Genomic DNA, 24,219 nt, shown 5'->3' on the forward strand with positions numbered 1-24,219 from the left:
TGCGCGCTATTGTGGCGACGTAAGAGCCGATGGAATGGCAGTTTTGTTTGTGGTGGGCGCAGGAGACTTCTTAGAATGACTGGTGTTGAAACTAGGAGCGTGTCGCGAGACAGTCTCTTTCTGCTCGCCGGTATTCGTGTGGAGCAGGCAGGGGACACGCACCGTATACGCGTGCGCAACTTGTCCGATGGCGGCATGATGGGCGAAGGCAATTTGCGCGTTCAACCCGGCAATCGGTTGGACATTGAGCTGAAAAATATTGGCTCTGTGACGGGAACTGTCGCTTGGGTTCAAGATGATCGCTTCGGTATCGCCTTCGATGAGGAAATTGATTCCCAATCTGCACGCAAGCCGGCCAACGGTGACGATCAATCAGACACTGCGGGCTTGAGCACTGCTCATACGCGTAAAGCGCCGTCGGCTCCCGATCCACGGGATTTTCGCAAGGTCTGAGGATTTCCGTCGGCTTCAACGCTGACCAACGGGAAACAACCTGATAGGCTCGCGGGGATGATGCGAGTCTTGCTGCTTTTCCCCTTCTTTTTGGCGCTTTTGGCCTGTGGTCCCTCGGCGGATGACGGGCCGGTTAAAGTGGTGATCATTGGCGAGCCGAAGAGCCTGCTGCAGCAAGGTGTTCGCCTATCACCTGCCGCTCAGCATTTGCGCGCATCGACTCATGAAGGCTTGGTTGCACTCGACCCATCCGGTCAAATTCTCCCGGCAATTGCAGAACGCTGGATCGTCACTGACGATGGGTTGAGCTATATTTTTCGTTTGCGAGAAGCGACTTGGCCGGATGGTGAGGCGATTACAGCCCAGGGCATAAGACTCCAACTGCGCGATCTCCTGCGCCGCTTAGAGGGTACGTCACTCGGCCTCGACTTAGCAAAAATCACTGAAGTCCGGGCCATGACTGGTCGGGTGATCGAAATACGATTGAGCAGTCCGATGCCTGAGTTCCTCAGGCTCATGGCCCAGCCAGAGCTTGGCTTTGTGCGCGAGGGCAGCGGGATGGGACCGATGATTGTCTCCAGCGATGAAGAGACCCCGCTTCTTGCACGTTTGAATGCCTTGCCGCCTCAGGAGCGAGGCCTGCCCGCCCGTCAGGATTGGGAAGAAAACGCTCGGCCGATCCTCGTGCGCGCCATGTCAGAACAGCGTGCGGTGGCCGCGTTCTCCAATGGTGATGTTGATATTCTGCTAAATGGCCAGTTGGTCAGCTTCCCATTGGCGCAGCTGGGCCCGCTGTCGCGCGGAAATATTCGGGTCGATCCGGCGGCCGGCCTGTTTGGGTTTGCGATCCGCAATGACGATGGCGTCTTGGCAACGCCCGCTTTGCGAGAAGCACTGTCGATGTCGATTGATCGGGATGCTTTGATCGAGCCGTTCAGTCTGGGTGGATGGCAATCGACCAGCTGGGTGGTGCCGTTGGATTTGCTTGAGCCTGTCACCACCGGCGATGAGCGGTGGCAAGACCTAACGCTAGCTCAGCGCCGCAGTGTTGCGTCTCGCCGGATTACCAGTTGGGAAACCGAGAACGGCGCAGAGGCCGTTTTGCGCGTCGGGCTGCCCTCTGGGCCAGGCGGTGATTTGTTGTTCAATCAATTGGCGGCAGATTGGGAGACCGTGGGCCTTCGGCTGATCAAGATGGAACCCGGCACGGGCGCTGACCTGGAGTTGAGAGACCGGCTGGCGCGCTATTCCTCGCCCCGTTGGTATCTCAATCAGTTCAATTGCGAGCTTGAAATCGGGCTATGCTCCGAATCGGCCGACCAATTGGTGGCGCAATCGCTGACCGCGCGCGACCCGCGTGAAAAGGCATTGTTGCTGGCGCAAGCGCACGCGATAATGGTTGCGGAGGAGGTGTTTATTCCGCTTGGCGTGCCCGTGCGTTGGTCCCTGGTTCGGGGCACTGTTAACGCCTACCAACCCAACCAATGGGGCGTGCACCCCTTGTTCCCGCTCTCTCAACCCACCATTTAGGGGGTAAGGAGAGACACTATGGATGGGCCTGAACGACCACAGGCGATAAATTTCGCCCTACCAACTGGCACGGATGCCGGTTCTGTGCGGCAACGCGTGGTCGCGATGGAAAACCTTCTGGAGCGCACTTTTCGCGTGCCAGGCGTCAATATGCCCATTGGTCTGGATGCGATTGTTGGTTTGATCCCGGTTATCGGTGATCTGGTTACGACCGCTCTTGGTGCCTATATTATTTGGGAAGCGCGCAACCTTAAAATTCCAAAGTGGAAGCTTTGGCGTATGGGCGTGAACGTCGCATTCGACACCGCTATTGGTTTGTTGCCGGTAGTTGGGGACGCAGCTGACTTTCTCTACCGCTCGAACTCGAAGAATCTGCGCATTATTATCAAGCATCTCGACGCACATCACCCGGAGACTCGGGTGATTGAAGGTTAGAACAAAGCCAAGAAAACGGGCGTTAAGCTTCCAGTTCGATGTCCCAATAGAGCCAATCTCGCCACGTCTCATGCAGATAGTTGGGCGGGAACATCTTGCCATATTGCTGCAATTGCCAGCTTGTCGGCCGAATTGGCTTCATCATCAGGCTCATATGCGCCTGCTTTGGTGTGCGGCCGCCCTTCTTCATATTGCACGGCGCACAAGCAGTGGTGATGTTCTCCCACGTCGTCTTACCGCCCAGACGGCGCGGGATGACATGATCGAAGGTCAGGTTCTGTCCAGGCCCCTGACCTTGCCCGCAATATTGGCATTGAAATCGGTCACGCAGGAACAGATTAAACCGTGTGAAGGCGGGAAACTCGCTTTGCTTAACATATTGCCTAAGTGCGATGACACTCGGAATCTTCATGTCCAGCGAAGGGGAATGAACCTCGCGGTCATAGCTCGCGACAATATCTACCCGGTCTAGAAACACCGCCTTGATCGCAGTTTGCCAAGGCCACAGACTCAGAGGGTAATAAGACAGCGGGGTGTAATCCGCGTTGAGCACGAGCGCGGGGCATGCCGACGGATTGCATGTCGGGTCTTCGTCGGCGCTGCGAAACCGCGCCACTCGCTCCATCAATTCGGCTTTGAACACACTCGTGATCCTTTCCGATTGCCATGAGAATGCCGTGGCACGTGAAATAGTCAAACCCATGACGTGCTGGGTTTCCACAAGGATTTTGGGTGGTCTCGCGCTTCCTCCTCCACTGTGGCAGTGGAATGCTGCGATGATTGTCACACGATCTCGCCCCTAGCCCGAACGGTCACTTGCACCTTGGCCATGCCTTTTCGGCTATTATTGCGCATGATCTGGCTAAGGCAGCCGGAGGCACATTTTTGCTGAGGATTGAGGACATTGACGGTGCCCGGTCGCGGACAGAGCTGGTGGATGAATTCCGGCGTGATCTCGAATGGCTTGGGCTCGATTGGCAGGAAGTGACCCCACAGTCACAGCGGATTGAAAGCTATCAGGCCGCTGCTCGGAAATTGAAGGACGAAGGGTTCCTCTATCCATGTATATGCACTCGATCAGAGATTCAGCGCGCGCAGCAGGCGGCTGGCATCCAAGGCGGTCTTTATCCCGGCACTTGCAAGGAGCAGGGTGGCGTTGATCTGGAACAACCGCATTGCCTGCGGCTCGATCTGGACAAAGCAATGGCAGGCGTCGGCGAATTGATCTGGACGGATGAACATGTCGGATCGGTGATGGTCGATCCGCGCGATTTCGGCGATGTCGTGATCATGCGCAAGGATGAACCTGCCAGCTATCACTTGGCTGCGACTTTGGATGACGCAGCAGACGGAGTGACTTTGGTCACTCGCGGCTCTGACCTCTTTTCATCGACTCATATTCACCGTCTTTTGCAAGAGCTTCTCGAACTGCCAGTGCCGCGTTGGCATCATCATAAACTCTTGCTCGACGAGCAAGGCAAGAAGCTTGCAAAACGGCGCGGTTCGTCTTCGCTGGCTGACATGCGAGAGCAGGGCGCGGATGGTCTCTTGCTGGCAGAGCAATTGCGGTTGCAACGTTTGCCGGGTGGTATCTCACTGGAAAGCGCCTAAATACTGCGCATGACATATTTTCTCATAGCTGTTCTGGCCGTCTTGAGCGTTCTGGTGCTTGTGTCGCTCGTTCGCGGTATTATCGCCTTTCTTAAAACGACGAAGATCGACTTGGAGACGGGCGAGGGCGAGACTGCCACCGATATGCAATTGCTTCAAAACAAAGCGATGTTTGCACGGATCAAATATCAGGCGATGGCTATTCTGGTCGTGGCGATCATTTTGGTTGTGGCACGCTAGGCCGGTCTAGGGGCGCAAAGAGACGTGGTAAAACTCAACAAGATTTACACCCGCACCGGGGATGACGGCACCACCGGTCTAGTCGATGGATCGCGTTCGGCAAAGCACTCGGCACGAATTTCAGCCATTGGCCGCGTTGATGAAACGAACAGCGCGATTGGTCTTGCCGCATGCCATTTGGCTGAGGGGCTGTATAAGCAACTCCTTACACGGGCTCAGAACGATCTTTTTGATCTCGGCGCTGACCTCGCGACTCCAAGCGAAGCCGGTGACTTCACGCCGTCGGAAATGGTGCTTCGGATCGTTCCTGCTCAAGTGACCTGGCTTGAGGATCAGATTGACGGCCTCAATGAAGAGCTAGAACCATTGACCAGCTTCGTGCTGCCCGGTGGCAGCGAAGCCGCCGCGCGCACTCACGTCGCCCGAGCTTCGGCTCGTGCAGCCGAGCGGGCGATGACCCGACTATCAGAACATGATGCTGTGAACCCATCAGCGCTTGCCTATATCAACCGACTGTCCGACTGTTTGTTCGTGCTGGCCCGAGTGCTCAACGACAATGGCCGCGCCGATGTTAAATGGGTGCCGGGAGCTAATCGCTAGCCAAGCGGGATTTGCATCGCTAACACGCGCTCTTTGCTGCACTTGCGAAGGGATTTTTCATGCGGACAATAGCGGTTATAGGGGCCGGGCAGATGGGCACTGGCATTGCTCAAACTATTGCTCAGCATGGCATGCCGGTTATGCTATCCGACGTGGATTTGGCTCGCGCTGAAGCTGGTAAAGCCGCTATTGAAAAGGCCCTTGTAAAACTGGTTGGGCGCGGAAAGATCGAAGCAGATGCTGCTGAAACCGTGCTCACCAAGGTCACGCCAATTGGCGATTACGCACCTATGGCCGAAGCAGGGCTGATTATTGAGGCCGCGACTGAGCAAGAGGCGATCAAGCAAGCGATCTTTGAGCGCGCTGGCAAAGTTCTGGCTGGCGATGCGATCATGGCCAGCAATACAAGCTCTATTCCGATAACGCGTATGGCGAATTATTCGCCCGATCCAGAGCGCTTTATCGGGTTGCATTTCTTCAACCCTGTGCCGGTGATGGGTCTGATTGAGGTTATCCCTGGGCTTGCGACCTCACAGGATACAACCGATCAAATTACGGCATTTGCTGAAGGTTTAGGCAAAGAAGTGGTGTTGAGCCAGGACGAGCCAGGCTTCGTTGTAAACCGCATACTGCTGCCCATGATTAATGAGGCTGTGTTTGTTCTAGGCCAGTCAACCGCTGGTATTGAAGACATCGATAAGGGGTGCCGACTGGGTCTCAACCATCCCATGGGGCCCTTGCAACTCGCAGATTTCGTTGGGCTCGATACATGCCTTGATATCATCAAGGTGCTTTACAAAACGACGCGCGATACAAAGTATCGCCCAGCGCCTCTGCTCGTAAAATATGTCGAGGCGGGTTGGCTAGGCCGCAAAACTGGACGCGGTTTTTATGACTATACAGGCGAGGCGCCGGTTCCGACGCGGTAGCGCGCCGTATCTAGGTTTACTCAGCCAAAATTATCGGTTCTCCGCCTTCGCTTGAGGAAGGTGAATTGGGCACTATTCTCGGTCCGCCGGCAGTACTTGAGTAGTCGCGTCTCGTTGATTGAGGAGGAATGCGATTCGCTTGCCTGACGATCACCGTATCCGGCTTTTCGCTATCGGGTGTAGTACTGCGATAAGGCTCGGGGCCAAACCCGCTGGCCTCGTCGATTAACTCATCATCGGATGCCCAATCGCCAATTGGTGGTTCTGCGTTTTGAGCGATTGGTGCAGCAGCGACTGTGGACGGTTGCTGCGAGCTCTCAGCGATCAGCTCTCCATTTTGAGGCTCATCGCTGTCTCGCACTGTAGGAGTAGACAACGACTCCCCAAAAATCGCCACACCGCCAACCACCATAGCGGCGAAAGCTAGGACGGGTTTGTAGTTATCAAGTAAAGCCATAATTCAATAAGCGATACCCGAGCTTGGTTAAGGTTTGGTAGACGTCAACTCGTTTTTGAGATGGTACAGAAAATCAAGCGCTTCTCGAGGCGATAAGGCATCAAGATCAGCGCCTTCCAACTTCTCTTTCAGGATATCGCCAGCTTCGAGTTCTCCGGGTTCACCCGTCTGGGCTGCATTCGCGAACAGCGGCAATTCACCCAACCCAGCGGCGATGCCTCCAGTTTCTGCCCGGGCCGCCTCCAGTTTTTGCAGCACTTGCTTGGCTCGCTTTACGACCGGAGCCGGGACGCCGGCCAATTTGGCCACAGCAAGACCATAAGAACGATCCGCAGGGCCTTCCGAAACCTCGTGTAGCAGCACCAAATCACCCTTCCATTCGCGCGCTTTCACATGGTGCAAAGACAGTGCTTCACAGCTATCGGCTAGCCGAGCAAGCTCATGGTAATGGGTGGCGAACAAGCAGCGGCAAGTAATCTTGGAATGCACTGCCTCAACGACCGACCATGCGAGCGCCAAGCCGTCGTAGGTGGACGTTCCGCGGCCCACTTCATCAAGGATGACAAAGCTGCGCTCAGTAGCTTGCGAGAGGATTGCAGCGGTTTCGACCATCTCCACCATAAAGGTTGAGCGTCCCCTTGCGAGATTGTCTGAAGCGCCGACGCGGCTGAACAGCCGGTCAACCAGCCCAATTCTGGCTGCTTTTGCTGGTACATAACCGCCCGCCTGTACCATCAAAATGATCAGCGCGTTTTGCCTCAGGAAGGTCGATTTGCCGCCCATATTGGGGCCGCCAATCAACCACAGACGGTCTTGCCGCGCTAGATTGCAATCATTAGCGACAAAGCGATCATTGGTCTTGGCCAAAGCAGCTTCTACGACAGGATGGCGGCCAGCGGTGATCGCAAGTTCGGTCGTATCGACGATCTCAGGCTTGCACCAATCGCCCTCTGCTGCGCGCTCCGCCTGGCCCGCTGCTACATCAATTCGGGCCAGCGCTGCTGCAGTTTGCGCAATGGTTTGCTGTGAGGCGATCACCGCGCCAGTCAGCTCTTCAAAATGCGCTTCTTCCGCTGTCAATGCGCGTCCGCCAGCCTCAGCAATTCGGGTAGCTTCTTCGTGCAGCGACACCGAATTAAACCGCACGGCCCCTTTCATCGTTTGCCGGTGGGTAAAGCCGCTGTTTTGCTCCATCAAAGCATCGCCATGCCGGCTGGGCACCTCAATGAAATAGCCGAGCACGCCGTTGTGTTTGATCTTGAGCGAGGCAATTCCTGTCTCTTCGCGGTATCTCGCCTCCATTGCGGCAATCGCCTTGCGCGCATTGCCAGAGACTTGTCGCAGCTCGTCCAGCCCTGCATCGTAACCATCCGCGATATATCCGCCCCCAGATCGCTCCGTCGGAGGGGTTGCAACAAGCGCATTTGTTAGCAAATCTACCAAGGCGCTGTGTCCAGTGAGATGGGGCATGAGCTGCTTCAGCAGTGATGGGTGATCGCTTTGCTGCATCAGCGTCTCATGAAGCAGTCGGGCATCTCTGAGGCCATCTCGCACCTGACCCAAATCTCGCGGGCTTCCTCTGCCAGCTACTACTCGGCCCAAGGCGCGGCCAATATCCGGCAGTGCGCGCAAGGCCTCGCGCAGATCTGCGCGGTCAATCGGCTGGCCATGCCAGAATTGAACTAAGGATAGCCGCTCTTCAATTGCGGATTGGTCAAGCAGAGGTGAGCCTAAGTCTTCTGCCAATTGCCGAGCGCCGGCTCCGGTAACGCAGCGGTCGATTGCCGCGATCAAGCTGCCGCTGCGCGAGCCATCTTGAGATTGCAAGATTTCTAGGCTCGCGCGGGTCGCCTCGTCCATCACCATGCCTTCGGCACCGCACCGTGAGACTGGCGGGAGGAGCATAGGCAGATTGCCGCGACTTACATGCTCGAGATAGGCAATCAGGCCAGCCGCCGCCGCCAGCATAGCGCGCGAGAAATCGCCAAACCCATCCAATGTCGCAACGCCATGAAGCTTACGCAGCCGCTCCGAACCATCGTCGCTTGAAAAATCACCTTTCGACCGAGGCGTGATTTCATCTGGCCCATGCGTCCAGCTTTCCGGTGCAACAATTTCGTTCGCGTCAAGCCGTGCCAAATATGCACCCAGCATATCTGGTGTACATTCTTCTAAGATCATTATGCCCGTTGAGATGTCGCAGCTGGCCAAACCGATCGCCCCGCGGACATCAGCCAGTGCGACGAGCAAATTGGCATTGCGCGGTTCAAGCAAGGCTTCTTCGGTTAGCGTTCCAGCCGTCACAAAGCGCACGATGTCGCGTTTTACGAGCGCTTTGGAGGAAGGCTTGCCTTCCTTCTTAGCCCTTATTTTGGCTTCTTCTGGTGTTTCCACCTGCTCGGCAATCGCGACCTGACAACCGCCCTTGATCAAACGGGCCAGATAGCTGTCGGCGGAATGCACCGGAACGCCGCACATCGGCACTGGCTCGCCGCTGTGTTCACCGCGGGTGGTGAGGGCGATATCGAGAATGGCCGATGCAGTCTTGGCGTCATCAAAGAACAGCTCGAAAAAATCGCCCATCCGATAGAACAGCAAGCAATCATTCGCCTCTTGTTTGAGGGCGAGGAATTGCTCCATCATCGGTGTCGTTTTTCCGGCCATGGATTAGGCCTAGACACCCGTAGAGCGATTCGGAACGGCCGCTAGGCTCCTTTCCCCTATCGTTTGCATCGTTAGGTCGCTAAGCGCACGGTAGAAATCGATTTGGGAGACCTCCAGATGGCCGATGACCGGCAAGTCACATTCACGACCCGAGAAGCCCTTTTTTATCACGAGACAATTCGTCCGGGCAAAATTGAAATTGTGGCGTCAAAGCCAATGGCATCTCAGCGTGATCTCAGTCTCGCTTATTCACCAGGGGTTGCCGCCCCGGTTGAAGCTATCGCCGCTGATCCCAGTCTTGCGGCCCGCTACACTGCCCGGTCAAACTTGGTTGCGGTTATCTCAAATGGCACGGCTATTCTCGGCCTCGGTAATTTAGGGGCATTGGCCTCAAAGCCGGTCATGGAAGGCAAGGCAGTGTTGTTCAAGCGCTTCGCAGATGTCGATTCTATCGATCTGGAGCTGGCGACTGAGGATCCAGAGGCCTTCATTGAAGCGGTGGCGTTAATGGAGCCGAGCTTTGGCGGCATCAATCTGGAAGATATCAAAGCCCCAGAATGCTTTATTATCGAGCAAGCACTGCGTGAGCGGATGAACATTCCTGTCATGCACGATGACCAGCACGGGACTGCGATCATCACCGCTGCCGGGCTGCTCAATGCCTGTCATTTGACTGACCGAGACGTGCAAGACGTAAAGATCGTCGTCAATGGCGCCGGGGCTGCAGCGATTGCTTGCACTGCGCTTATCAAGGCAATGGGTGTTGCTCATGAGAACGTAATTATGTGTGATCGCACCGGTCCTATCACTCCGGGACGTGACAATGTGGATCAGTGGAAAAGTGCGCATGCCGTCGATACTGATGCGTCGAGCCTGGAAGAGGCGTTAGTCGGTGCTGACATTTTCCTCGGCCTGTCGGCAGCCGGAGCCTTGAAGCCGGAATGGGTGAAGAAGATGGCGGATAAACCCATCATCTTTGCAATGGCCAATCCCGTTCCAGAAATCATGCCAAATGAGGCGCAGGCAGTGCGTCCGGATGCGATCATTGCCACTGGCCGGTCGGACTTTCCGAACCAGGTAAACAACGTACTGGGTTTCCCATTCATATTTCGCGGCGCACTCGATGTGCAGGCGACCACGATAAATGAAGAAATGAAGATTGCCGCCGCCAATGCGATTGCGGAGCTGGCTCGCAAACAAGTGCCAGAAGAGGTTTCCAGCGCCTACGGCAAGAACCAAAAGTTCGGCAAAGACTACATTATTCCGGCGCCGTTTGATCCGCGTCTGATTGAGGTGGTTTCCTCTGCAGTGGCCAAGGCCGCGATGGATTCTGGCGTGGCACAGGCCAAGATCGAAGATTTTGACGCCTATCGTCATGCGCTGAAATCGCGCCTCAATCCAACAACCGCCGTCCTCACGGGCACCTACAACGAAGCGAAAGCCAATCCCAAGCGGATGGTGTTTGCCGAGGCGGAAGAGGAAGTGGTGCTGCGCGCGGCCATTCAGTTCCGCGATTTCGGATACGGGACACCAGTTTTGGTCGGCCGCACGAAGGCTGTTGTCGATAAATTGCATCAATTATCAGTGTCTGACCCGGGCAGTTTTGAGATTCAAAATTCCGCGACCTCAGAACATGTCCCTGAGATGGTAGAATACCTCTACAAACGCCTGCAGCGCAAAGGCTACACAGAGCGTGATGTGCGCCGAATGGTAAACCAAGAGCGCAACGTCTTTGCGGCCCTACTGGTTGCACTTGGCCACGGCGACGGGATGATTTCTGGCCTAACGCGGACATTCGCGCAGACGGCTCGAGAGGTAAATCTGGTGCTCGACAAGAAGCCGGATGCATTGCCGTTTGGTGTGCATATGATGATCGGCAAAAACCACACGACATTTCTGGCCGACACGACGATTAACGAGCGCCCGAGCGCGGAAGAATTGGCTCATATTGCCAAGGAAACGGCCGCTGTCGCACGGCGTATGGGACATGAACCACGGGTCGCCTTCCTGTCATACTCGACATTCGGGAATCCTTCAGGCCAATGGCTAGGCAATATTCGCGAAGCCGTTGCAATTCTGGACCGTGAAGATCCTGGGTTTGAGTATGAAGGTGAGATGGCGCCAGACGCCGCACTTAATCCCAAGGTAATGGAGCTCTATCCGTTCAGTCGCCTGTCTGCGCCTGCCAACGTGCTGATTATGCCGGGGCTGCAATCAGCCAATCTTTCCGCAAAATTGCTCAGAGAGCTGGCCGGGAATGACACCATTGGGCCAATGTTGATTGGCATGGAAAAGCCAGTTCAGATTGTGCCGATGACTGCGATTGCGCCGGATGTTTTGACCCTAGCGGTTCTCGCGAGCGCAGGCGTAGTGGGCTAGACCTCTGCATGCCTGGTATTATTGCCTGCCAACGAGATCGTTTCTCGATCCCACGCGACGTACACTACCTCAATTGCGCGTATATGGCGCCGCTATCGCACGACGTAGTCCGAGCGATGGCGGATGCCTCGCGACAAAAGGCGACGCCTTGGAATATTAGTCCGGCTGACTTCTTTGTTCATAGCGAGCATTTTCGGCGCCGCGCGGCGCAGTTGGTGGATGTTGGTGCAGACAATTTGGCGATTGTGCCATCGGTCAGTTACGCTTTGGCGGTTGCGGCCAACAATCTATCGCTATCAACCGGGCAAGAGATCGTAACCTTGGCGGATCAATTCCCATCCAACGTCTATGTCTGGCGCGAATTGGCCAAGCAATGCGGGGGAACGGTTGTGACGGTCCAGCGTGATCAAGACGCGGCTTGGACCGATGCTGTTCTGGATGCCATTGGACCAGACACGGCCATCGTCGCGGTGCCTAATTGCCACTGGGCCGATGGACGCATAGTCGATTTGGAGGCCGTCGGCGTTAAATGCCGTTCGGTTGGCGCGGCTCTGGTTCTCGACCTGACTCAGTCATTGGGTGCGATGCCAATTGACTTTGCCAAGGTGCGACCTGATTTCGCGGTCGCAGCAAGCTACAAATGGCTGATGGGACCGTATGGGATCGGCATGCTCTATGTCGATCCGAGCTATCATGATGGGCTGCCGTTAGAGCACAATTGGATCAACCGTAGCGGTTCGGAGGATTTTAATCGGCTGGTTGATTATAGCGAAGATTTTCAGCCCGGTGCTCGTCGGTTCGACATGGGGGAGAAATCAAATCCGCCGCAGCTTTTTGGTGCCAGCGCTGGGCTCGACTTTCTGATTGAATTCGGGGTGGAGAGGATTGCTGAAACTCTGGGTGAGCTGACCAAGGCGATTGCGCATGAGGCTGCAAAACTCGGGCTGACGGCTGCACCGCTTGGCGTGCGTGCGCCGCATTTTCTCTCGCTCAGCTTTCCTGAAGGCGTGCCCGATGGTTTAACCAGAAGGCTGGCGGCCAATCAGATCTTTGTTTCGCAGCGCGGGGATTCGTTGAGGGTGACGCCGCATCTCTATAACGATGAAGCTGATGTTGCCGCGTTGCTTTCAGCGCTTTAGCTAATCAGTTCCTCAATCGGCACGTAGTCCATTTCATAGCCAAAATAACGCGGGCTGAAGACCGCTAGGCCAGCTTCGCTGCGCCAGATCGGATCGCTCTTGAAGCCTAGCACAGCAACAGACTGTCCATCTTCATAGCCCGGATTGACGACCCCATCGCCGCTTGCAAGGTCGATTAGGCTGATGAGGTCGGGGCATGTCGCGATCACGACGCCGTCTCGGCGAGCGACGAGATGCTCGTTCTTTACATCAGTTTCGAATGACTGGCCTGCAAAATCGCCGGTTCCGTTCAGCGTCACTTTGCCTTGAAGGAAGCCGTCTTCATCGGCCCATTCGGTGCCCGCGACCTCGCCAGTGAACAGTAGATAGCCATTGCCGGCCGCGCGCGCGGCTTCGATTGGATCATTACCGGCGGCCTTCGCTTCGCGAACGGCCTTACCGATCGATATTGCCAAGGAGAGACTACCGGTAACAAGTGTGCCTTTCGTCTTGGCCTGCTTACCCGTGATCGGGGAGTCCGCGACGCCGCAAGCGCGGCTGACGACGGCTACGCTCCGTAAAATGTCTTCTGCGCGAGTTGGATCGCCCAGAGTGCCGATCACCATTTCATCGCCAAATGGGGTGGCCGCACCAATCGGCGTCAGCGGCACTCCAGCAACCTTTACCGAATGCTGGTTGATCTCTGGAACCGCACGGCCGACTGTGTCGGCATCGAGCGCGGGAACGCCCAACCGCGCTGCTATCGAAAGGCCTTCAGCTAAGCTGAGAGGGCCGATCTCACCCAGAATAACGGCTGCAAACTTTTGATCCAGATGCCGCTCCAACGTTTCGAACGCAGCTTGTACTGGCTCTTCCACCTGGTTTTCTATGGCATCTAGCCGAGCCTGCATGTCCTCGCTCGTGGGCGCGAGGCTGGCCAAACCATAAGGGCAGGCGACCCTGTCATCATCAGATAGGCCCGAGACCGGAATCGCGCTGAACCTATGACCTGCCGCCAGGTCTGAGGCGATCAATTCACGCGCCTCGGCGAGGCTACCACCCCCACCTGTGCCGAGATAGGAGCTGCCAACCAGTGCATCTTCAAGCGCTTCAGCGTCTAGCAGCCTGCCACCTTGATCGAGCGCAGCGGCAATCCGGTCACCGCCCGAACTGTTCGTGATCTCACTGCAAGCCGAAAGCGCTCCCGCGCCGATGGCCACTCCTGCCAGAAATTGTCGCCGCGCTACCATTTTGCCCCCTTATGTCAGGGTGCAAGTCTGGAGCAGCAGAGCCGCGAAGGCAAATTCAACGTTTGCGGTAGCGAAAATACCAGACTTCATGTTTGAAGACTTCGCGCGCTTTCTTTTCATAGCGCGTTTCGGGCCAGCCCGATGGGCGGTTCTGAAAACTCCCTGGACCCTCCGTCACCCATTCAAGACGGTCCGAGAAGCGCTGCATCACCATTAGTGCATGGCGCAGGTAAATCGCATGATCGGTTCCGAAGCGGAATTCGCCGCCAGGTTTTAGCTTGTCTGCGATCATGGCGATCGGACCGTCATTGACCATGCGCCGCTTTGCATGACGTGCCTTTGGCCAGGGATCGGGATGCAGAAGATACACCATAGTCAGAGCGCCATCGGGAATGCGGCTGAGCACATCGAGCGCGTCGCCAGCGTGCAAACGGACATTGGTGAGCCCTTGATCGTCGACATGGCCAAGCGCCGCTGCCACGCCATTCATGAATGGCTCTGCGCCGATCAACCCATGGTTCGGCAGCAAGTCTGCGCGGTAGGCAAGATGCTCTCCGCTGCCAAAGCCGATTTCAAAGTGCATTGGGCAATCCTGGCCGAACAGCCTTTCAGCGGTGACTGGCCCTTGTGCTGGTACGGCGATTCGAGGCAGCAGATCATCGACCAACCCCTGCTGGCGCGCGCGCAGGGGTTTGCCGACACTACGGCCGTACAAACGGTTGAGCGTCGTGGGGTCGCCTTCTTTGTGCGCAGTCATGTGCCCCCGCTAGAAAGAGCGCGGCCCTGTGTCCAGTGCTCAGTCCGCGACCGCCACTTCCATCGGCGCATTGTTGTAATCCATCGGGAACACTGATGCGGTGAATTGACCCTCTACATAGAGGACGATGCCTCCGGTCCGCTTGGCGATTTGCATCTGACCATATTCGTCGATCCGCTCCCAGCGGTCAGCCGTTTCGAGCTTTGCCCGGTCCATAAAGCTGGGGCTTAGTGCTGAGCAGGCCTCGTCGAACCACAGGATTTCCTGCGCTGGATAGCCCGGATATGTGAAGTTGATTTGGCAGGCGGGGCGTTCCCCGCGCTTCACGTCGTTTAAGGAAATGATCCGGGCTTCGCTCTCAATCGGTGCGTCTGCCCTGTCTGGAGGCGGCAGAGCAGGGGAACCTGTCCGCTTGATTTCTGCCGAACTTTGGTCGTCTGGGGGAGTTTCGGCCGAGGGCGCCGGATCGGCAGGCGCGGTTTGCTCTGCGCTCTCCTCCTTCGTCAGAGCGTCCGCATTTGAGCACCCAGCCAAGGCAGATGCTAGGGCCGCGAACGCGAGATATTGAAGGGTAGAGGGGCGTCTCATCGCCTAAGCTTAGTCTGGATCAAATTCGATATGAAGATGATTGTTCGCCGGATTGTTTTGGAAGACCTCAAACAGCACGTCGTAATCTGGCCCAACAGCTTCGCTCACGGCATCTCGCAAGGCTTCTCCTTGAGCAATAGTCAGATTGTTGCCCCGGAAATCGAGCGCTTTATTCTCATAGTGTAGAGAGTTCTCGCTATGCCGCGCGTCATTGCCGCTTGTAATGACAGGCTGAGGCAAGCCGGGCTGCTGCGCTGCCGCGGCCACCGCGCGGATCGCAGGGTCCATGGAGGCGTGCAACTGAGACAGGTTCACACTATCACTTTTGATGGCAACGCCCACTTCAGTGGCAAGCACTCTACCGTTAAAGGGACCAGTCGCAGGTTCAGCTGGTGACTGCGCAACGCTTGCCGTGCTTGGCAAGCCGACTCTGAATTCGCCTGGCCGATGGCGTTCAAGATCTGGCGTCGTGCCATGACGATGAATGGCGTCGCCTCGTCCTAGCACTGGTCCATCAAGTGCGTTGATCCAACCCAAATTGACGGAATCGGAATAGTTTGGATTCGCATAATTCAGATGCGATCCAATTGAGGATTCTCTGCCCTGAGTGCGCTCCGCAAGATAGCTGTCCACCAATTGATCGACCCGCGCGCTTACCTGAGCCATCGGGATTTGTTCGACCGATGTGCGCCCATCGCGCCAAGACACTGGGCCATTGATATCGGAGAATTGGTACCGTGCGTTCGCGACATCGGCGACTGTCTCACCCCAACGTCCTGAGGCGGTCCGATTGAGCAGAGTGTCGATAATCCCATGCGCCTGTGCATCCCCGGCGGATTGCACCCACTCGGTTTGAAGGACGCGTTTCAAGTTATTGACGTCTGCCTGCGACAGACTGAGGGTCTCTCCGTTGAAGTTCGTCTCTCCAACGGCCCCAACATCGCTCGGTCCTGTGACGGCTGGTGTCCCATTGCCAGAGCCTTCGACCCCAGATTGCGGTGCCGAAGGTGCTGTAGGAACGGCCGCCCTTGTTGCTGGTAGAGTAATCTCTTGGCCCGGGTAAATAAGGTTGGCGTTGCGGATTTGAGGATTGGCGTTCAGCACAGCTTGCAAGGATAGGCCTGCGCTTCGGGCGATAACCGCCAAGGTGTCACCCCTTACAACCGTATGGGTGCTCGTTCCCGTACTCGGAACGTTCAGACTTTCGCCCGCATATATCTGGTTCGGGTTGGATATTCCATTCGCCCTCGCTAGCGTCGCCACATCAGTTCCAAACCGCTGTGCAATGCTGCTGAGCGTGTCGCCGCTCCGTATCGTGTAGCTGCTTTGAGCGCTCGCACTTTGCATCGCTGCGGCGATACGGCCGGTGTCGTTAGAAATATGCTGCGTGGCTGCGTTTACCATGACCATGCCTCCATCGCTGCGAGTACTCCCATAGCGATCGGACGCTGTAACTATACGATTCGTAGAGATTGCGGCGGGGCGACCTTAGAGCGCGGCAAGCACAGCAAAAACGCCCAGAGCATCGCTGCCCCGGGCGTCTATTGTTCCCGTCCCAGAAGACTGGAGAATTCGTTCAGGCGCTTAAGCGGCCTCTGCTTCCGCATCCGGATCGCGCAGCACATAGCCGCGGCCCCAGACCGTTTCGATGTAGTTCTCACCACCGCAAGCATGGCTCAATTTCTTGCGCAGCTTGCAAATGAAAACATCAATGATTTTGAGCTCAGGCTCGTCCATTCCGCCGTAAAGGTGGTTGAGGAACATTTCCTTGGTCAGCGTCGTGCCTTTGCGCAGGCTCAATAGCTCAAGCATGGCATATTCTTTGCCGGTTAGGTGAACGCGGGCGCTGTCGACTTCAACAGTCTTCGCGTCGAGGTTCACGGCAAGCTTGCCAGTGCGAATGATGGATTGGCTGTGGCCTTTAGAACGGCGCACAACAGCATGGATACGAGCAACCAGTTCTTCGCGGTGGAATGGCTTGGTGACGTAGTCATCAGCGCCAAATCCGAAGCTGCGAATCTTGCTGTCCATTTCGGCAATGCCTGAAAGGATCAAAACTGGTGTCTGCACCTTCGCAACACGCAGTTTCTTAAGCACGTCATATCCGTGCATGTCTGGGAGGTTAAGGTCGAGCAGGATGATATCGTAATCATACAGCTTACCTAGATCCAAGCCTTCTTCGCCGAGGTCGGTCGAATAGACATTGAAGCCCTCTGTCGTGAGCATAAGCTCAATTGCTTTGGCCGTTGTTGGCTCGTCCTCAATCAAGAGCACACGCATTGCTGGTCCCCTATATACCCAGATCATCGTAACAAAGTGTCACGGTAACTCCTCGCTAAGAGGTGTTGCCATGTATTAACCACATAAGTTCTGAACGGAAAAGGTTAATTTACCGTAAAGCATGAGAAACCGGCGAGTCGCAGGGGTTCGCACCTATGCGGCGGATGGCCCAAATTCGCGCGTTTCTGAGGTGCTTAGGCATGCTCGGACGCGGCAAAGCGTCGGCTTAGAGGTTGGCCAGTTTCTTTTGCCGGCGTCGTTCTGCGCTTGAGCCGATGCCTATGGCTTCACGATATTTGGCAACCGTTCTGCGCGCCAGATCGAAGCCTTCCTCTTTCAATAGGTCAGCGAGTTTCTGGTCAGACAGGATCTTCTTCGGCTCTTCGGCATCGGTCAGAGCTTTGATGCGGGCCTTAATTGCTTCGGACGACGCGCCTTCGCCATCGCTCGATGAAACGCCACTGGTGAAGAAATATTTGAGTTCGAAGCAGCCGCGCTCGCAATGCAGGAACTTGTTGCTAGTCACACGGCTGACTGTGCTTTCGTGCATATCAATTTCTTCGGCCACTTCGCGCAAGGTCAGTGGGCGAAGGTCCGACACACCATTGCGAAAGAAGCCTTCTTGCTTTTTCACGATTTCGGCCGCTGTCTTGAGAATGGTTTTTTGGCGCTGGTCCAGCGCCCGGATGAGCCAATGTGCGTCCGCCAGCTTTTCCTTTAGCCAGCTTTGCGCGTCGGGATCCGGTGCGCCATCGCGCAGTTCAACAAAGTAAGATCGGTTGACGATCAGGCGCGGTAGGGTCTCCTCATTCAACGCAACATCCCAGCCGCCCTCGCCATTATCAGTGAGCAGGATATCAGGCACCACCGCGCTCGCTGTGCTTGCACCATAGGCCAGCCCTGGTTTTGGGTCATAACCGCGCAATTCGGCCAGCATGTCGGCAAAGTCTTCTTCGTCCACTCCGCAAACGCGCTTCAGCCGAGCAATTTCGCCTCGCGCGACCCATTCCAGATGGTCAATCAATTGCGCCATGCACGGGTCATAACGGTCTGCCTCGCGCGCTTGGATCGCCAGGCATTCAGACAGGCTGCGTGCGCCAACCCCGCTGGGGTCGAGCGTTTGCACTGCCTTTAGCGCATCCTCAGCATCGCGCAGCTCCACCCCGAGGTCATAGGCAACATCGCGCAAATCGAAGGTGAGGTAGCCGGCCTCGTCGAGCAATCCGATCAAATGGCGCGCAATGAAGGCTTCTCCCTCGTTTTTGGTCGCCGCGCCAATTTGCTCATTGAGATGCTCTGCAAGAGTGATTTGTGCTGCGCTTGTTTGCTCAAGATCCGGCAACATGTCTGAACCGCCACCACCGCTCGCGGCCGCTCCCCATTCTGCATCCGCCGCAGCGGGTCCGCCCGCGCCGTCGCCCGTGTCACGGTCACGGTCGAGTGCGCCAGTGTCCAAATCGAGCGGAGCTTCGCTTTCGCCTTGCGCTTGACCGATCAGCTGATCGGCAGTGAATTCTTCGCGCGGTATGTCATCCCTTTCTCCGCTAGGTCCGCTGTCTTCGCTGGACAGAGCCCCTGCCTCGAGCAGCGGATTGGCCTCCAAAGCGTCGGAGATGAAGGTTTCGATTTCGAGGTTTGACGCCGCCAGCAGTTTGATCGCCTGCTGCAATTGCGGCGTCATCACCAAAGACTGTGACTGGCGTAGGTCTAGCCTTGGGCCGAGCGCCATGATTTAGTTCCGCCGCCTCGTCACAAAGTGAAGCCTTCGCCCAAATAGAGCCGCTTGACGTTTTCGTCTGCGACAAGAGCCTGCGGTGTTCCCGCGAAGAGAACCTGTCCGCCATATATAATGCATGCGCGGTCTACGATATCGAGCGTTTCTCGAACGTTGTGATCTGTGATCAGGACGCCAATTCCGCGCTCTTTGAGGTCTTTCACCAGATCGCGAATGTCGCTGATCGAAAGCGGGTCGATGCCTGCAAACGGTTCGTCAAGCAGCATGATGGAAGGCTTTGCGGCCAGCGCGCGGGCGATTTCGCAGCGTCGACGTTCGCCGCCTGACAATGCCATGGCTGGCGAGCTGCGCAGCTCAGTGAGGCCAAACTCACCGAGCAAACGCTCCAACTCCTGCGCTCGGGTATCACTGTCTGGCTCAACCATTTCCAGCACGCAATTGATGTTTTGCTCAACGGTCATCCCGCGAAAAATGCTGGTTTCCTGTGGCAGGTACCCAAGCCCTAAAATCGCGCGGCGATACATTGGCAGCTTGGTGACATCTTCGCCGTCCATCAAGATCCGGCCGGAATCCGGGCGAACAAGACCCATTATAGAGTAGAAGCACGTCGTCTTGCCCGCGCCATTGGGGCCAAGCAGGCCCAGAACTTCGCCTTTGCCGACCGTCAATGAAATGTCACTTAAGACAGAGCGCTTGTCATAACTCTTCGCAATGGAAATGACCTCAAGGCCGCCGTCAGGCAGCGGCGCGGTGGCATCGGCGGTGGCGCTTTCAGGCATCTCGGCCAGGGCGTTTGTCTCATTCATCTGATAACCCTTAGCACCGCAATCCAGACATAAAAGGGCAGTATTACCCAATTTGGCAGGATTTTTGCGTGTCGCCATTCTCGCTCTGCGGAGTTGCAAACCATGCAACAAAATTGCGGTTTGGTTACTGAGCTTGCAAGATTCGTTGCAATTTGAAATACTCGGCGCTTGGGGAACGAGATCCGTTGGAGAGCGGCACAATGAAAAATATCGCGCATCGCTATGACGTAGACCAGCAGACTGACAGCAAGGCTGAAGCTGGCGCTCTCGACTGGCGCAAATCGATGAGCGATCACGTTGCCTACGCGCTGCTCGTTTATACGGGGCTTCAGATCTTTGTGACGATCAAGGCGCTCAACACGGGTGGGGCATCGATCCTACCATACATCGCGCTAGTGGTTTTGGTCGCGGCAATCATTCCCGCCTGTCGCTGGTTCGAGAAGCGCTGGACTGGCCTGTCAGACAGCGAAGCGGCAGACCAAGCGTATCGTCCGGCATTCCGGCGCGATCTTGCTGGCCTCTGGATATTGGCGATTGGCCTGCCGTTCGTGCTGACTTTTTGTTTTAAAGCGGTCTCTTCGCTTCTTTGGGCTTAGATCACGCTCAGACCTGAGCGCGGTCGATTGCCTCTACAACAATCCGCCGGGCTTCTGCGCGGTCGCCCCATTTACCGATCCGGACCCATTTTTCGGCTTCAAGATCTTTGTAGTGCGTGAAGAAGTGCTCGATCTGTTGAAAAATGATCGACGGCAAATCCTTGGTCTCACCAACGTCTGAGTAATACGGGAAAGTCGTGTCGACGGGCACGCAGATCAGCTTTTCATCGCCGCCGTGTTCGTCTTCTAGGTTCAGAACACCAATGGGGCGTGCGTGCACTACGCAACCCGCCATAAACGGCGTGCGCGCGATCACCAGAGCATCCAATGGATCGCCATCAGGGCTGAGCGTGTGCGGCACAAACCCATAGTTTGCCGGGTAACGCATCGGCGTGTGTAGAATACGATCGACGAATAATGCGCCGCTTTCCTTGTCAAATTCGTACTTCACTGGCTCTCCGCCAGTGGGTACTTCGATGATGACATTGAGTTCGTCAGGTGGGTTTTTTCCGGTCGAGATTTTGTCGATACGCATGCTGCTATCCTACTAGTGTCAAAGCCCTCTCCCAGAGCTTGAGTGCCCCCTAGCTGCGCGGCTCTATTGCGGCAAGATGATCTTGCCCCTAATCGCTCAAGTGAAATGTCGAAAAACACTCCAAAAGCTATTCGTGGGACGCAAGACATCTTTGGCGCTGATGCTGAAGCCTTCGCGTTCGTGGTCGAAACCTTCGAGCGCGTGCGCCGGCTTTACCGATTTCGCCGCATTGAAATGCCAGTGTTTGAGAAGACGGAAGTGTTCGCCCGCTCGCTTGGCGAGACGACGGATGTTGTCTCTAAAGAGATGTACTCGTTTGAGGATCGCGGCGGGGATTCGCTGACCCTCAGGCCAGAATTTACCGCCGGAATTGCCCGTGCTTACCTGACCAACGGTTGGCAGCAGCACGCGCCGCTAAAGGCGGCGACCCACGGCCCGCTGTTCCGTTATGAACGCCCGCAAAAGGGCAGATATCGGCAGTTTCACCAGATCGATGCCGAGATCATTGGTGCCGCAGAACCGCAGGCCGATGTTGAGCTGCTTGCGATGGCTGACCAACTCTTGAAAGAGCTGGGTATTGAAGGGGTGACGCTGCATCTCAACACTTTGGGCGATGGGACAAGCCGGGAGGCCTGGCGCGCTGCGTTGATCGAATACTTCAGCGCGGTGAAGGATCAACTGTCAGAAGATTCGCAGCAGCGGCTGGAGAAGAATCCGCTGCGTATCCTTGATAGCAAGGATGGCCGGGATAAACCGTTCCTAGCTGACGCACCAAAAATTGATGATTTCCTGTCTGATGAGGCGCGGGCGTTCTTTAAGGCTGTGACTGACGGTCTGGATGCGGCAGGCGTCAAATGGGTGAGGGCAGAGGCACTGGTGCGTGGGTTAGATTATTACCGCCACACCGCCTTTGAGTTCATCCCGGACGAAGGTTCTGCAGCGGCAGAAGCTCTGGGTGCGCAAAGCACGGTCCTTGGCGGTGGGCGCTATGATGGTTTGATGGAAAGCCTGGGAGGGCCTGCTACGCCAGCGGTTGGCTGGGCCGCGGGCATTGAGCGCTTGGCTATGTTGGTGGGTGAACGTTCGGAGCCAGCTTCGGATGTGGTCGTCGTGGTCGAAGATGACGAAATGACCGCTGCTGGGCAGCAAGCTGTAAGAGTAATTCGTGAAGCGGGCCTGTCCGCTGAATTCATAGCTAGTGGCGGCAAGAAGAAGCGTTTCGATAAAGCGGTGAAGACGGGTAGTCTTGTGATACTAGCCATGAGCGATGGCGAGCGGCGTCTTCGTTATCAAACTGATGGCCCCGATCGCGAACGTCTGGTTGCTGCCCTAAATAATTTGAACCTCGACTGATGCAAATCCCCGCCGAACGCCTTGATCAGATTGCTCACCGCTTCGCGGAGCTGGAAGCCCGTATGGCATCTGGCACGCTGGAAGGTGACGAGTTTGTGCGTGCCTCGCGCGACTACTCAGAGCTGGAGCCGGTTGCGAAGCTATCGCTGCAGGTTAAGGCCATGCGAGAGGAAATCACCGGCCTCGAAGACATGCTGGCTGATCCTGAAATGAAGGCGATGGCTGAGGAAGAACTCGGTGAGCTGCGGGAGCAATTGCCCTCGGCAGAGCGCCAGCTCGCCATTGCCTTGCTGCCTCGTGATGCCGCCGACAGCAAGCCGGCCATGCTGGAAATTCGCGCGGGGACGGGCGGCGATGAAGCGGCTCTGTTCGCTGGCGATCTTTACCGCATGTATGAGCGCTTTGCCTCTGAGCAGGGATGGAAAGTCGAACCCGTCAGCATGAACGCATCAGAAGTCGGCGGTTTCAAGGAAATCGTCGCCAATGTGCGCGGCGCCGATGTGTTTGCGAAGCTCAAATTTGAAAGCGGTGTGCACCGGGTTCAGCGCGTCCCTGAGACTGAGAGCGGCGGGCGCATCCACACGTCAGCGGCGACCGTCGCGGTGCTGCCAGAGCCGGATGAGGTGGATATTCGGATCGATCCAGGTGACCTCAAGATCGACACCTACCGGGCCAGTGGTGCCGGGGGTCAGCACGTCAACACGACCGACAGCGCAATCCGCATTACCCACGAGCCAAGCGGGCTGGTGGTCACCTGCCAAGACGGGCGCAGCCAGCATAAGAACCGTGAGAAGGCGATGCAGGTTCTGCGTGCGCGTCTGTTCGAGAAAACCCGCGATGAAGCGCAAGGCGCCGAGGCGGAAGCCCGCAAAGCTATGGTGGGTTCAGGCGATCGTTCCGAACGGATCCGGACCTACAATTTCCCTCAGGGTCGGGTAACCGACCATCGCATTGGGTTGACCTTGCACAAGCTTGAGGATGTGCTCGCAGGCCCGGGCCTCAACGAACTGGTCGATGCATTGACGGCAGAGGACGAGGGCAAGCGGCTGGCTGCGCTCAACGAATGACCGTCGCTGAGGCCCTGCGCGAGGCCACTCATAAGCTCTCGAGCACAAGTGATACCGCGCGCCTTGATGCGGAAATTCTGATGGCGCACGCTCTTCGTGTAAGCCGCTCTGACATGTTGCTGAGGCATATGACGGATGAGGCGCCTGCTGGCTTTGCGGCTCTCCTAGAGCGGCGTCTAAGATACGAGCCGGTGGCCTACATAACCGGCGTGCAGGAGTTCTATGGACGTGAATTTTGCGTCACGTCCGATGTCTTGATCCCTCGTGGTGACAGCGAAAGCGTGGTTGAAGCAGCGCTTTTGAAAGTTCCAAATCCGGGCCGGATCCTTGATCTCGGTACGGGAAGCGGGGCTCTCTTACTCACTATGTTGGCGGAAACCGAGGCATCCGGCTTGGGTATCGACCAATCATCGGCAGCGATTGCTGTGGCACAGACCAATGCCGAAAGACTGGGAGTTGCTGATCGAGCACAGCTTCGCGTCGCTGATTGGAGCGTGCCTGGCTGGAGCGAGGGCAGCGGTCGTTACGATCTGATCATTTCCAACCCGCCCTATGTGGAGAGGGACGCGGTACTGGAGCCGGATGTGCGCAAATTTGAGCCTGCCAGCGCTCTGTTCGCCGGCGATGAGGGGCTGGATGACTATTGGCGCATCATCCCGCAACTGCGTGCTCTGCTAACGCCTGATGGTATCGCAGTGCTTGAAATAGGGGCAGATCAGGCATCAGCCGTCAGCTCAATCGCTGAAACAGAGGGTTTTGATGCGGAGATTGTTCGCGATCTGGCAGGCCGTGACCGCGCGTTGATCCTCACTTGATCAGCGATTCGGGGTTGACGA

24 protein-coding genes are annotated in these 24,219 nt (G+C 56.5%); 13 read left to right on the forward strand and 11 right to left on the reverse strand.

Annotation, left to right across the window (positions count from 1 at the left end):
* The first annotated feature begins 75 nt into the window (after positions 1-75).
* The 3 genes from AC0V6O_RS01030 to AC0V6O_RS01040 all read left to right on the forward strand — a co-directional run bounded on the left by AC0V6O_RS01030 (position 76) and on the right by AC0V6O_RS01040 (position 2,418).
* Entirely contained in the window at positions 76-453 is a 378-nt protein-coding gene (locus AC0V6O_RS01030) for a PilZ domain-containing protein (RefSeq protein WP_486141125.1), read from the forward strand.
* A 90-nt stretch (positions 454-543) separates the two neighbouring features.
* Positions 544-1,983, forward strand: coding sequence for an ABC transporter substrate-binding protein (locus AC0V6O_RS01035; RefSeq protein WP_486141126.1), 1,440 nt, complete (start codon positions 544-546; stop codon positions 1,981-1,983).
* Positions 1,984-2,001: 18 nt separating this feature from the next.
* Entirely contained in the window at positions 2,002-2,418 is a 417-nt protein-coding gene (locus AC0V6O_RS01040) for a DUF4112 domain-containing protein (protein ID WP_486141127.1), read from the forward strand.
* A gap of 22 nt (positions 2,419-2,440) precedes the next feature.
* Here AC0V6O_RS01040 and AC0V6O_RS01045 read toward each other — a convergent pair whose 3' ends face one another.
* Complete coding sequence (locus tag AC0V6O_RS01045) at positions 2,441-3,043, reverse strand: HNH endonuclease (RefSeq protein WP_472640857.1); 603 nt, start codon at positions 3,041-3,043, stop codon at positions 2,441-2,443.
* A 191-nt stretch (positions 3,044-3,234) separates the two neighbouring features.
* Here AC0V6O_RS01045 and gluQRS point away from each other — a divergent pair, with 191 nt between their 5' ends.
* The 4 genes from gluQRS to AC0V6O_RS01065 are packed head-to-tail and all read left to right on the forward strand — an operon-like array spanning position 3,235 to position 5,798.
* Entirely contained in the window at positions 3,235-4,029 is a 795-nt protein-coding gene (gene gluQRS / locus AC0V6O_RS01050; protein WP_486145449.1) for a tRNA glutamyl-Q(34) synthetase GluQRS, read from the forward strand.
* A 9-nt stretch (positions 4,030-4,038) separates the two neighbouring features.
* The gene (locus AC0V6O_RS01055) at positions 4,039-4,269 is read left to right on the forward strand and encodes a hypothetical protein (protein ID WP_486141128.1); all 231 of its coding nucleotides are present in this window, start codon (positions 4,039-4,041) and stop codon (positions 4,267-4,269) included.
* A gap of 24 nt (positions 4,270-4,293) precedes the next feature.
* Positions 4,294-4,869 (forward strand): cob(I)yrinic acid a,c-diamide adenosyltransferase, encoded by a 576-nt coding sequence (locus AC0V6O_RS01060; RefSeq protein WP_472640396.1) that lies wholly within the window; start codon positions 4,294-4,296, stop codon positions 4,867-4,869.
* 59 nt (positions 4,870-4,928) lie between these two features.
* Positions 4,929-5,798 carry a 3-hydroxyacyl-CoA dehydrogenase NAD-binding domain-containing protein gene (locus tag AC0V6O_RS01065; protein WP_486141129.1) on the forward strand — a complete coding sequence of 290 codons (870 nt, stop codon included), beginning with the start codon at positions 4,929-4,931 and terminating at the stop codon, positions 5,796-5,798.
* A gap of 16 nt (positions 5,799-5,814) precedes the next feature.
* On the opposite strand, the gene AC0V6O_RS01070 is transcribed toward AC0V6O_RS01065, so the two are convergent.
* Positions 5,815-6,174 carry a hypothetical protein gene (locus tag AC0V6O_RS01070; protein ID WP_486141130.1) on the reverse strand — a complete coding sequence of 120 codons (360 nt, stop codon included), beginning with the start codon at positions 6,172-6,174 and terminating at the stop codon, positions 5,815-5,817.
* Positions 6,175-6,282: 108 nt separating this feature from the next.
* The gene (mutS, locus tag AC0V6O_RS01075) at positions 6,283-8,919 is read right to left on the reverse strand and encodes a DNA mismatch repair protein MutS (RefSeq protein WP_486141131.1); all 2,637 of its coding nucleotides are present in this window, start codon (positions 8,917-8,919) and stop codon (positions 6,283-6,285) included.
* 117 nt (positions 8,920-9,036) lie between these two features.
* Here mutS and AC0V6O_RS01080 point away from each other — a divergent pair, with 117 nt between their 5' ends.
* Positions 9,037-11,298: an NADP-dependent malic enzyme gene (locus AC0V6O_RS01080; protein ID WP_486141132.1), complete on the forward strand. Its 2,262-nt coding sequence runs from the start codon at positions 9,037-9,039 to the stop codon at positions 11,296-11,298.
* Between the two features lie 8 nt (positions 11,299-11,306).
* On the forward strand, positions 11,307-12,437 hold the full coding sequence (locus AC0V6O_RS01085; RefSeq protein WP_486141133.1) for an aminotransferase class V-fold PLP-dependent enzyme: 1,131 nt from the start codon (positions 11,307-11,309) through the stop codon (positions 12,435-12,437).
* On the opposite strand, the gene AC0V6O_RS01090 is transcribed toward AC0V6O_RS01085, so the two are convergent.
* The 7 genes from AC0V6O_RS01090 to lptB form a co-directional block, all read right to left on the reverse strand.
* Entirely contained in the window at positions 12,434-13,666 is a 1,233-nt protein-coding gene (locus AC0V6O_RS01090; RefSeq protein ID WP_486141134.1) for an S-methyl thiohydantoin desulfurase family protein, read from the reverse strand. The genes AC0V6O_RS01085 and AC0V6O_RS01090 overlap by 4 nt on opposite strands.
* Positions 13,667-13,721: 55 nt before the next feature.
* Positions 13,722-14,423: a tRNA (guanine(46)-N(7))-methyltransferase TrmB gene (trmB, locus tag AC0V6O_RS01095; protein WP_486141135.1), complete on the reverse strand. Its 702-nt coding sequence runs from the start codon at positions 14,421-14,423 to the stop codon at positions 13,722-13,724.
* Between the two features lie 39 nt (positions 14,424-14,462).
* Positions 14,463-15,011 (reverse strand): hypothetical protein, encoded by a 549-nt coding sequence (locus AC0V6O_RS01100; RefSeq protein ID WP_486141136.1) that lies wholly within the window; start codon positions 15,009-15,011, stop codon positions 14,463-14,465.
* Between the two features lie 9 nt (positions 15,012-15,020).
* Entirely contained in the window at positions 15,021-16,415 is a 1,395-nt protein-coding gene (locus AC0V6O_RS01105) for a LysM peptidoglycan-binding domain-containing protein (protein WP_486141137.1), read from the reverse strand.
* 180 nt (positions 16,416-16,595) lie between these two features.
* Positions 16,596-17,291, reverse strand: a complete 696-nt coding sequence (gene ctrA, locus AC0V6O_RS01110) for a response regulator transcription factor CtrA (protein WP_472640405.1) — start codon at positions 17,289-17,291, stop codon at positions 16,596-16,598.
* Positions 17,292-17,517: 226 nt separating this feature from the next.
* Complete coding sequence (rpoN, locus tag AC0V6O_RS01115) at positions 17,518-19,020, reverse strand: RNA polymerase factor sigma-54 (RefSeq protein ID WP_486141138.1); 1,503 nt, start codon at positions 19,018-19,020, stop codon at positions 17,518-17,520.
* Positions 19,021-19,040: 20 nt separating this feature from the next.
* Positions 19,041-19,832: an LPS export ABC transporter ATP-binding protein gene (gene lptB, locus AC0V6O_RS01120; protein WP_486141139.1), complete on the reverse strand. Its 792-nt coding sequence runs from the start codon at positions 19,830-19,832 to the stop codon at positions 19,041-19,043.
* 200 nt (positions 19,833-20,032) lie between these two features.
* On the opposite strand from lptB, the gene AC0V6O_RS01125 reads away from it, so the two are divergent.
* On the forward strand, positions 20,033-20,428 hold the full coding sequence (locus AC0V6O_RS01125) for a hypothetical protein (RefSeq protein WP_486141140.1): 396 nt from the start codon (positions 20,033-20,035) through the stop codon (positions 20,426-20,428).
* 7 nt (positions 20,429-20,435) lie between these two features.
* Here AC0V6O_RS01125 and ppa read toward each other — a convergent pair whose 3' ends face one another.
* Positions 20,436-20,963, reverse strand: a complete 528-nt coding sequence (ppa, locus tag AC0V6O_RS01130; RefSeq protein ID WP_472640409.1) for an inorganic diphosphatase — start codon at positions 20,961-20,963, stop codon at positions 20,436-20,438.
* A 105-nt stretch (positions 20,964-21,068) separates the two neighbouring features.
* Between ppa and hisS the strand changes: the two genes are divergently transcribed.
* The 3 genes from hisS to prmC are packed head-to-tail and all read left to right on the forward strand — an operon-like array spanning position 21,069 to position 24,198.
* A complete protein-coding gene (hisS, locus tag AC0V6O_RS01135; protein ID WP_486141141.1) occupies positions 21,069-22,316 on the forward strand; it encodes a histidine--tRNA ligase in 1,248 nt (415 codons plus the stop codon).
* Positions 22,316-23,383, forward strand: a complete 1,068-nt coding sequence (gene prfA / locus AC0V6O_RS01140; RefSeq protein WP_486141142.1) for a peptide chain release factor 1 — start codon at positions 22,316-22,318, stop codon at positions 23,381-23,383. Before hisS ends, prfA begins: the two co-directional genes overlap by 1 nt.
* Entirely contained in the window at positions 23,380-24,198 is an 819-nt protein-coding gene (prmC, locus tag AC0V6O_RS01145) for a peptide chain release factor N(5)-glutamine methyltransferase (RefSeq protein WP_486141143.1), read from the forward strand. Before prfA ends, prmC begins: the two co-directional genes overlap by 4 nt.
* Positions 24,199-24,219 lie beyond the last annotated feature (21 nt).

The organism is Erythrobacter sp. JB2-19, from assembly GCF_057365005.1.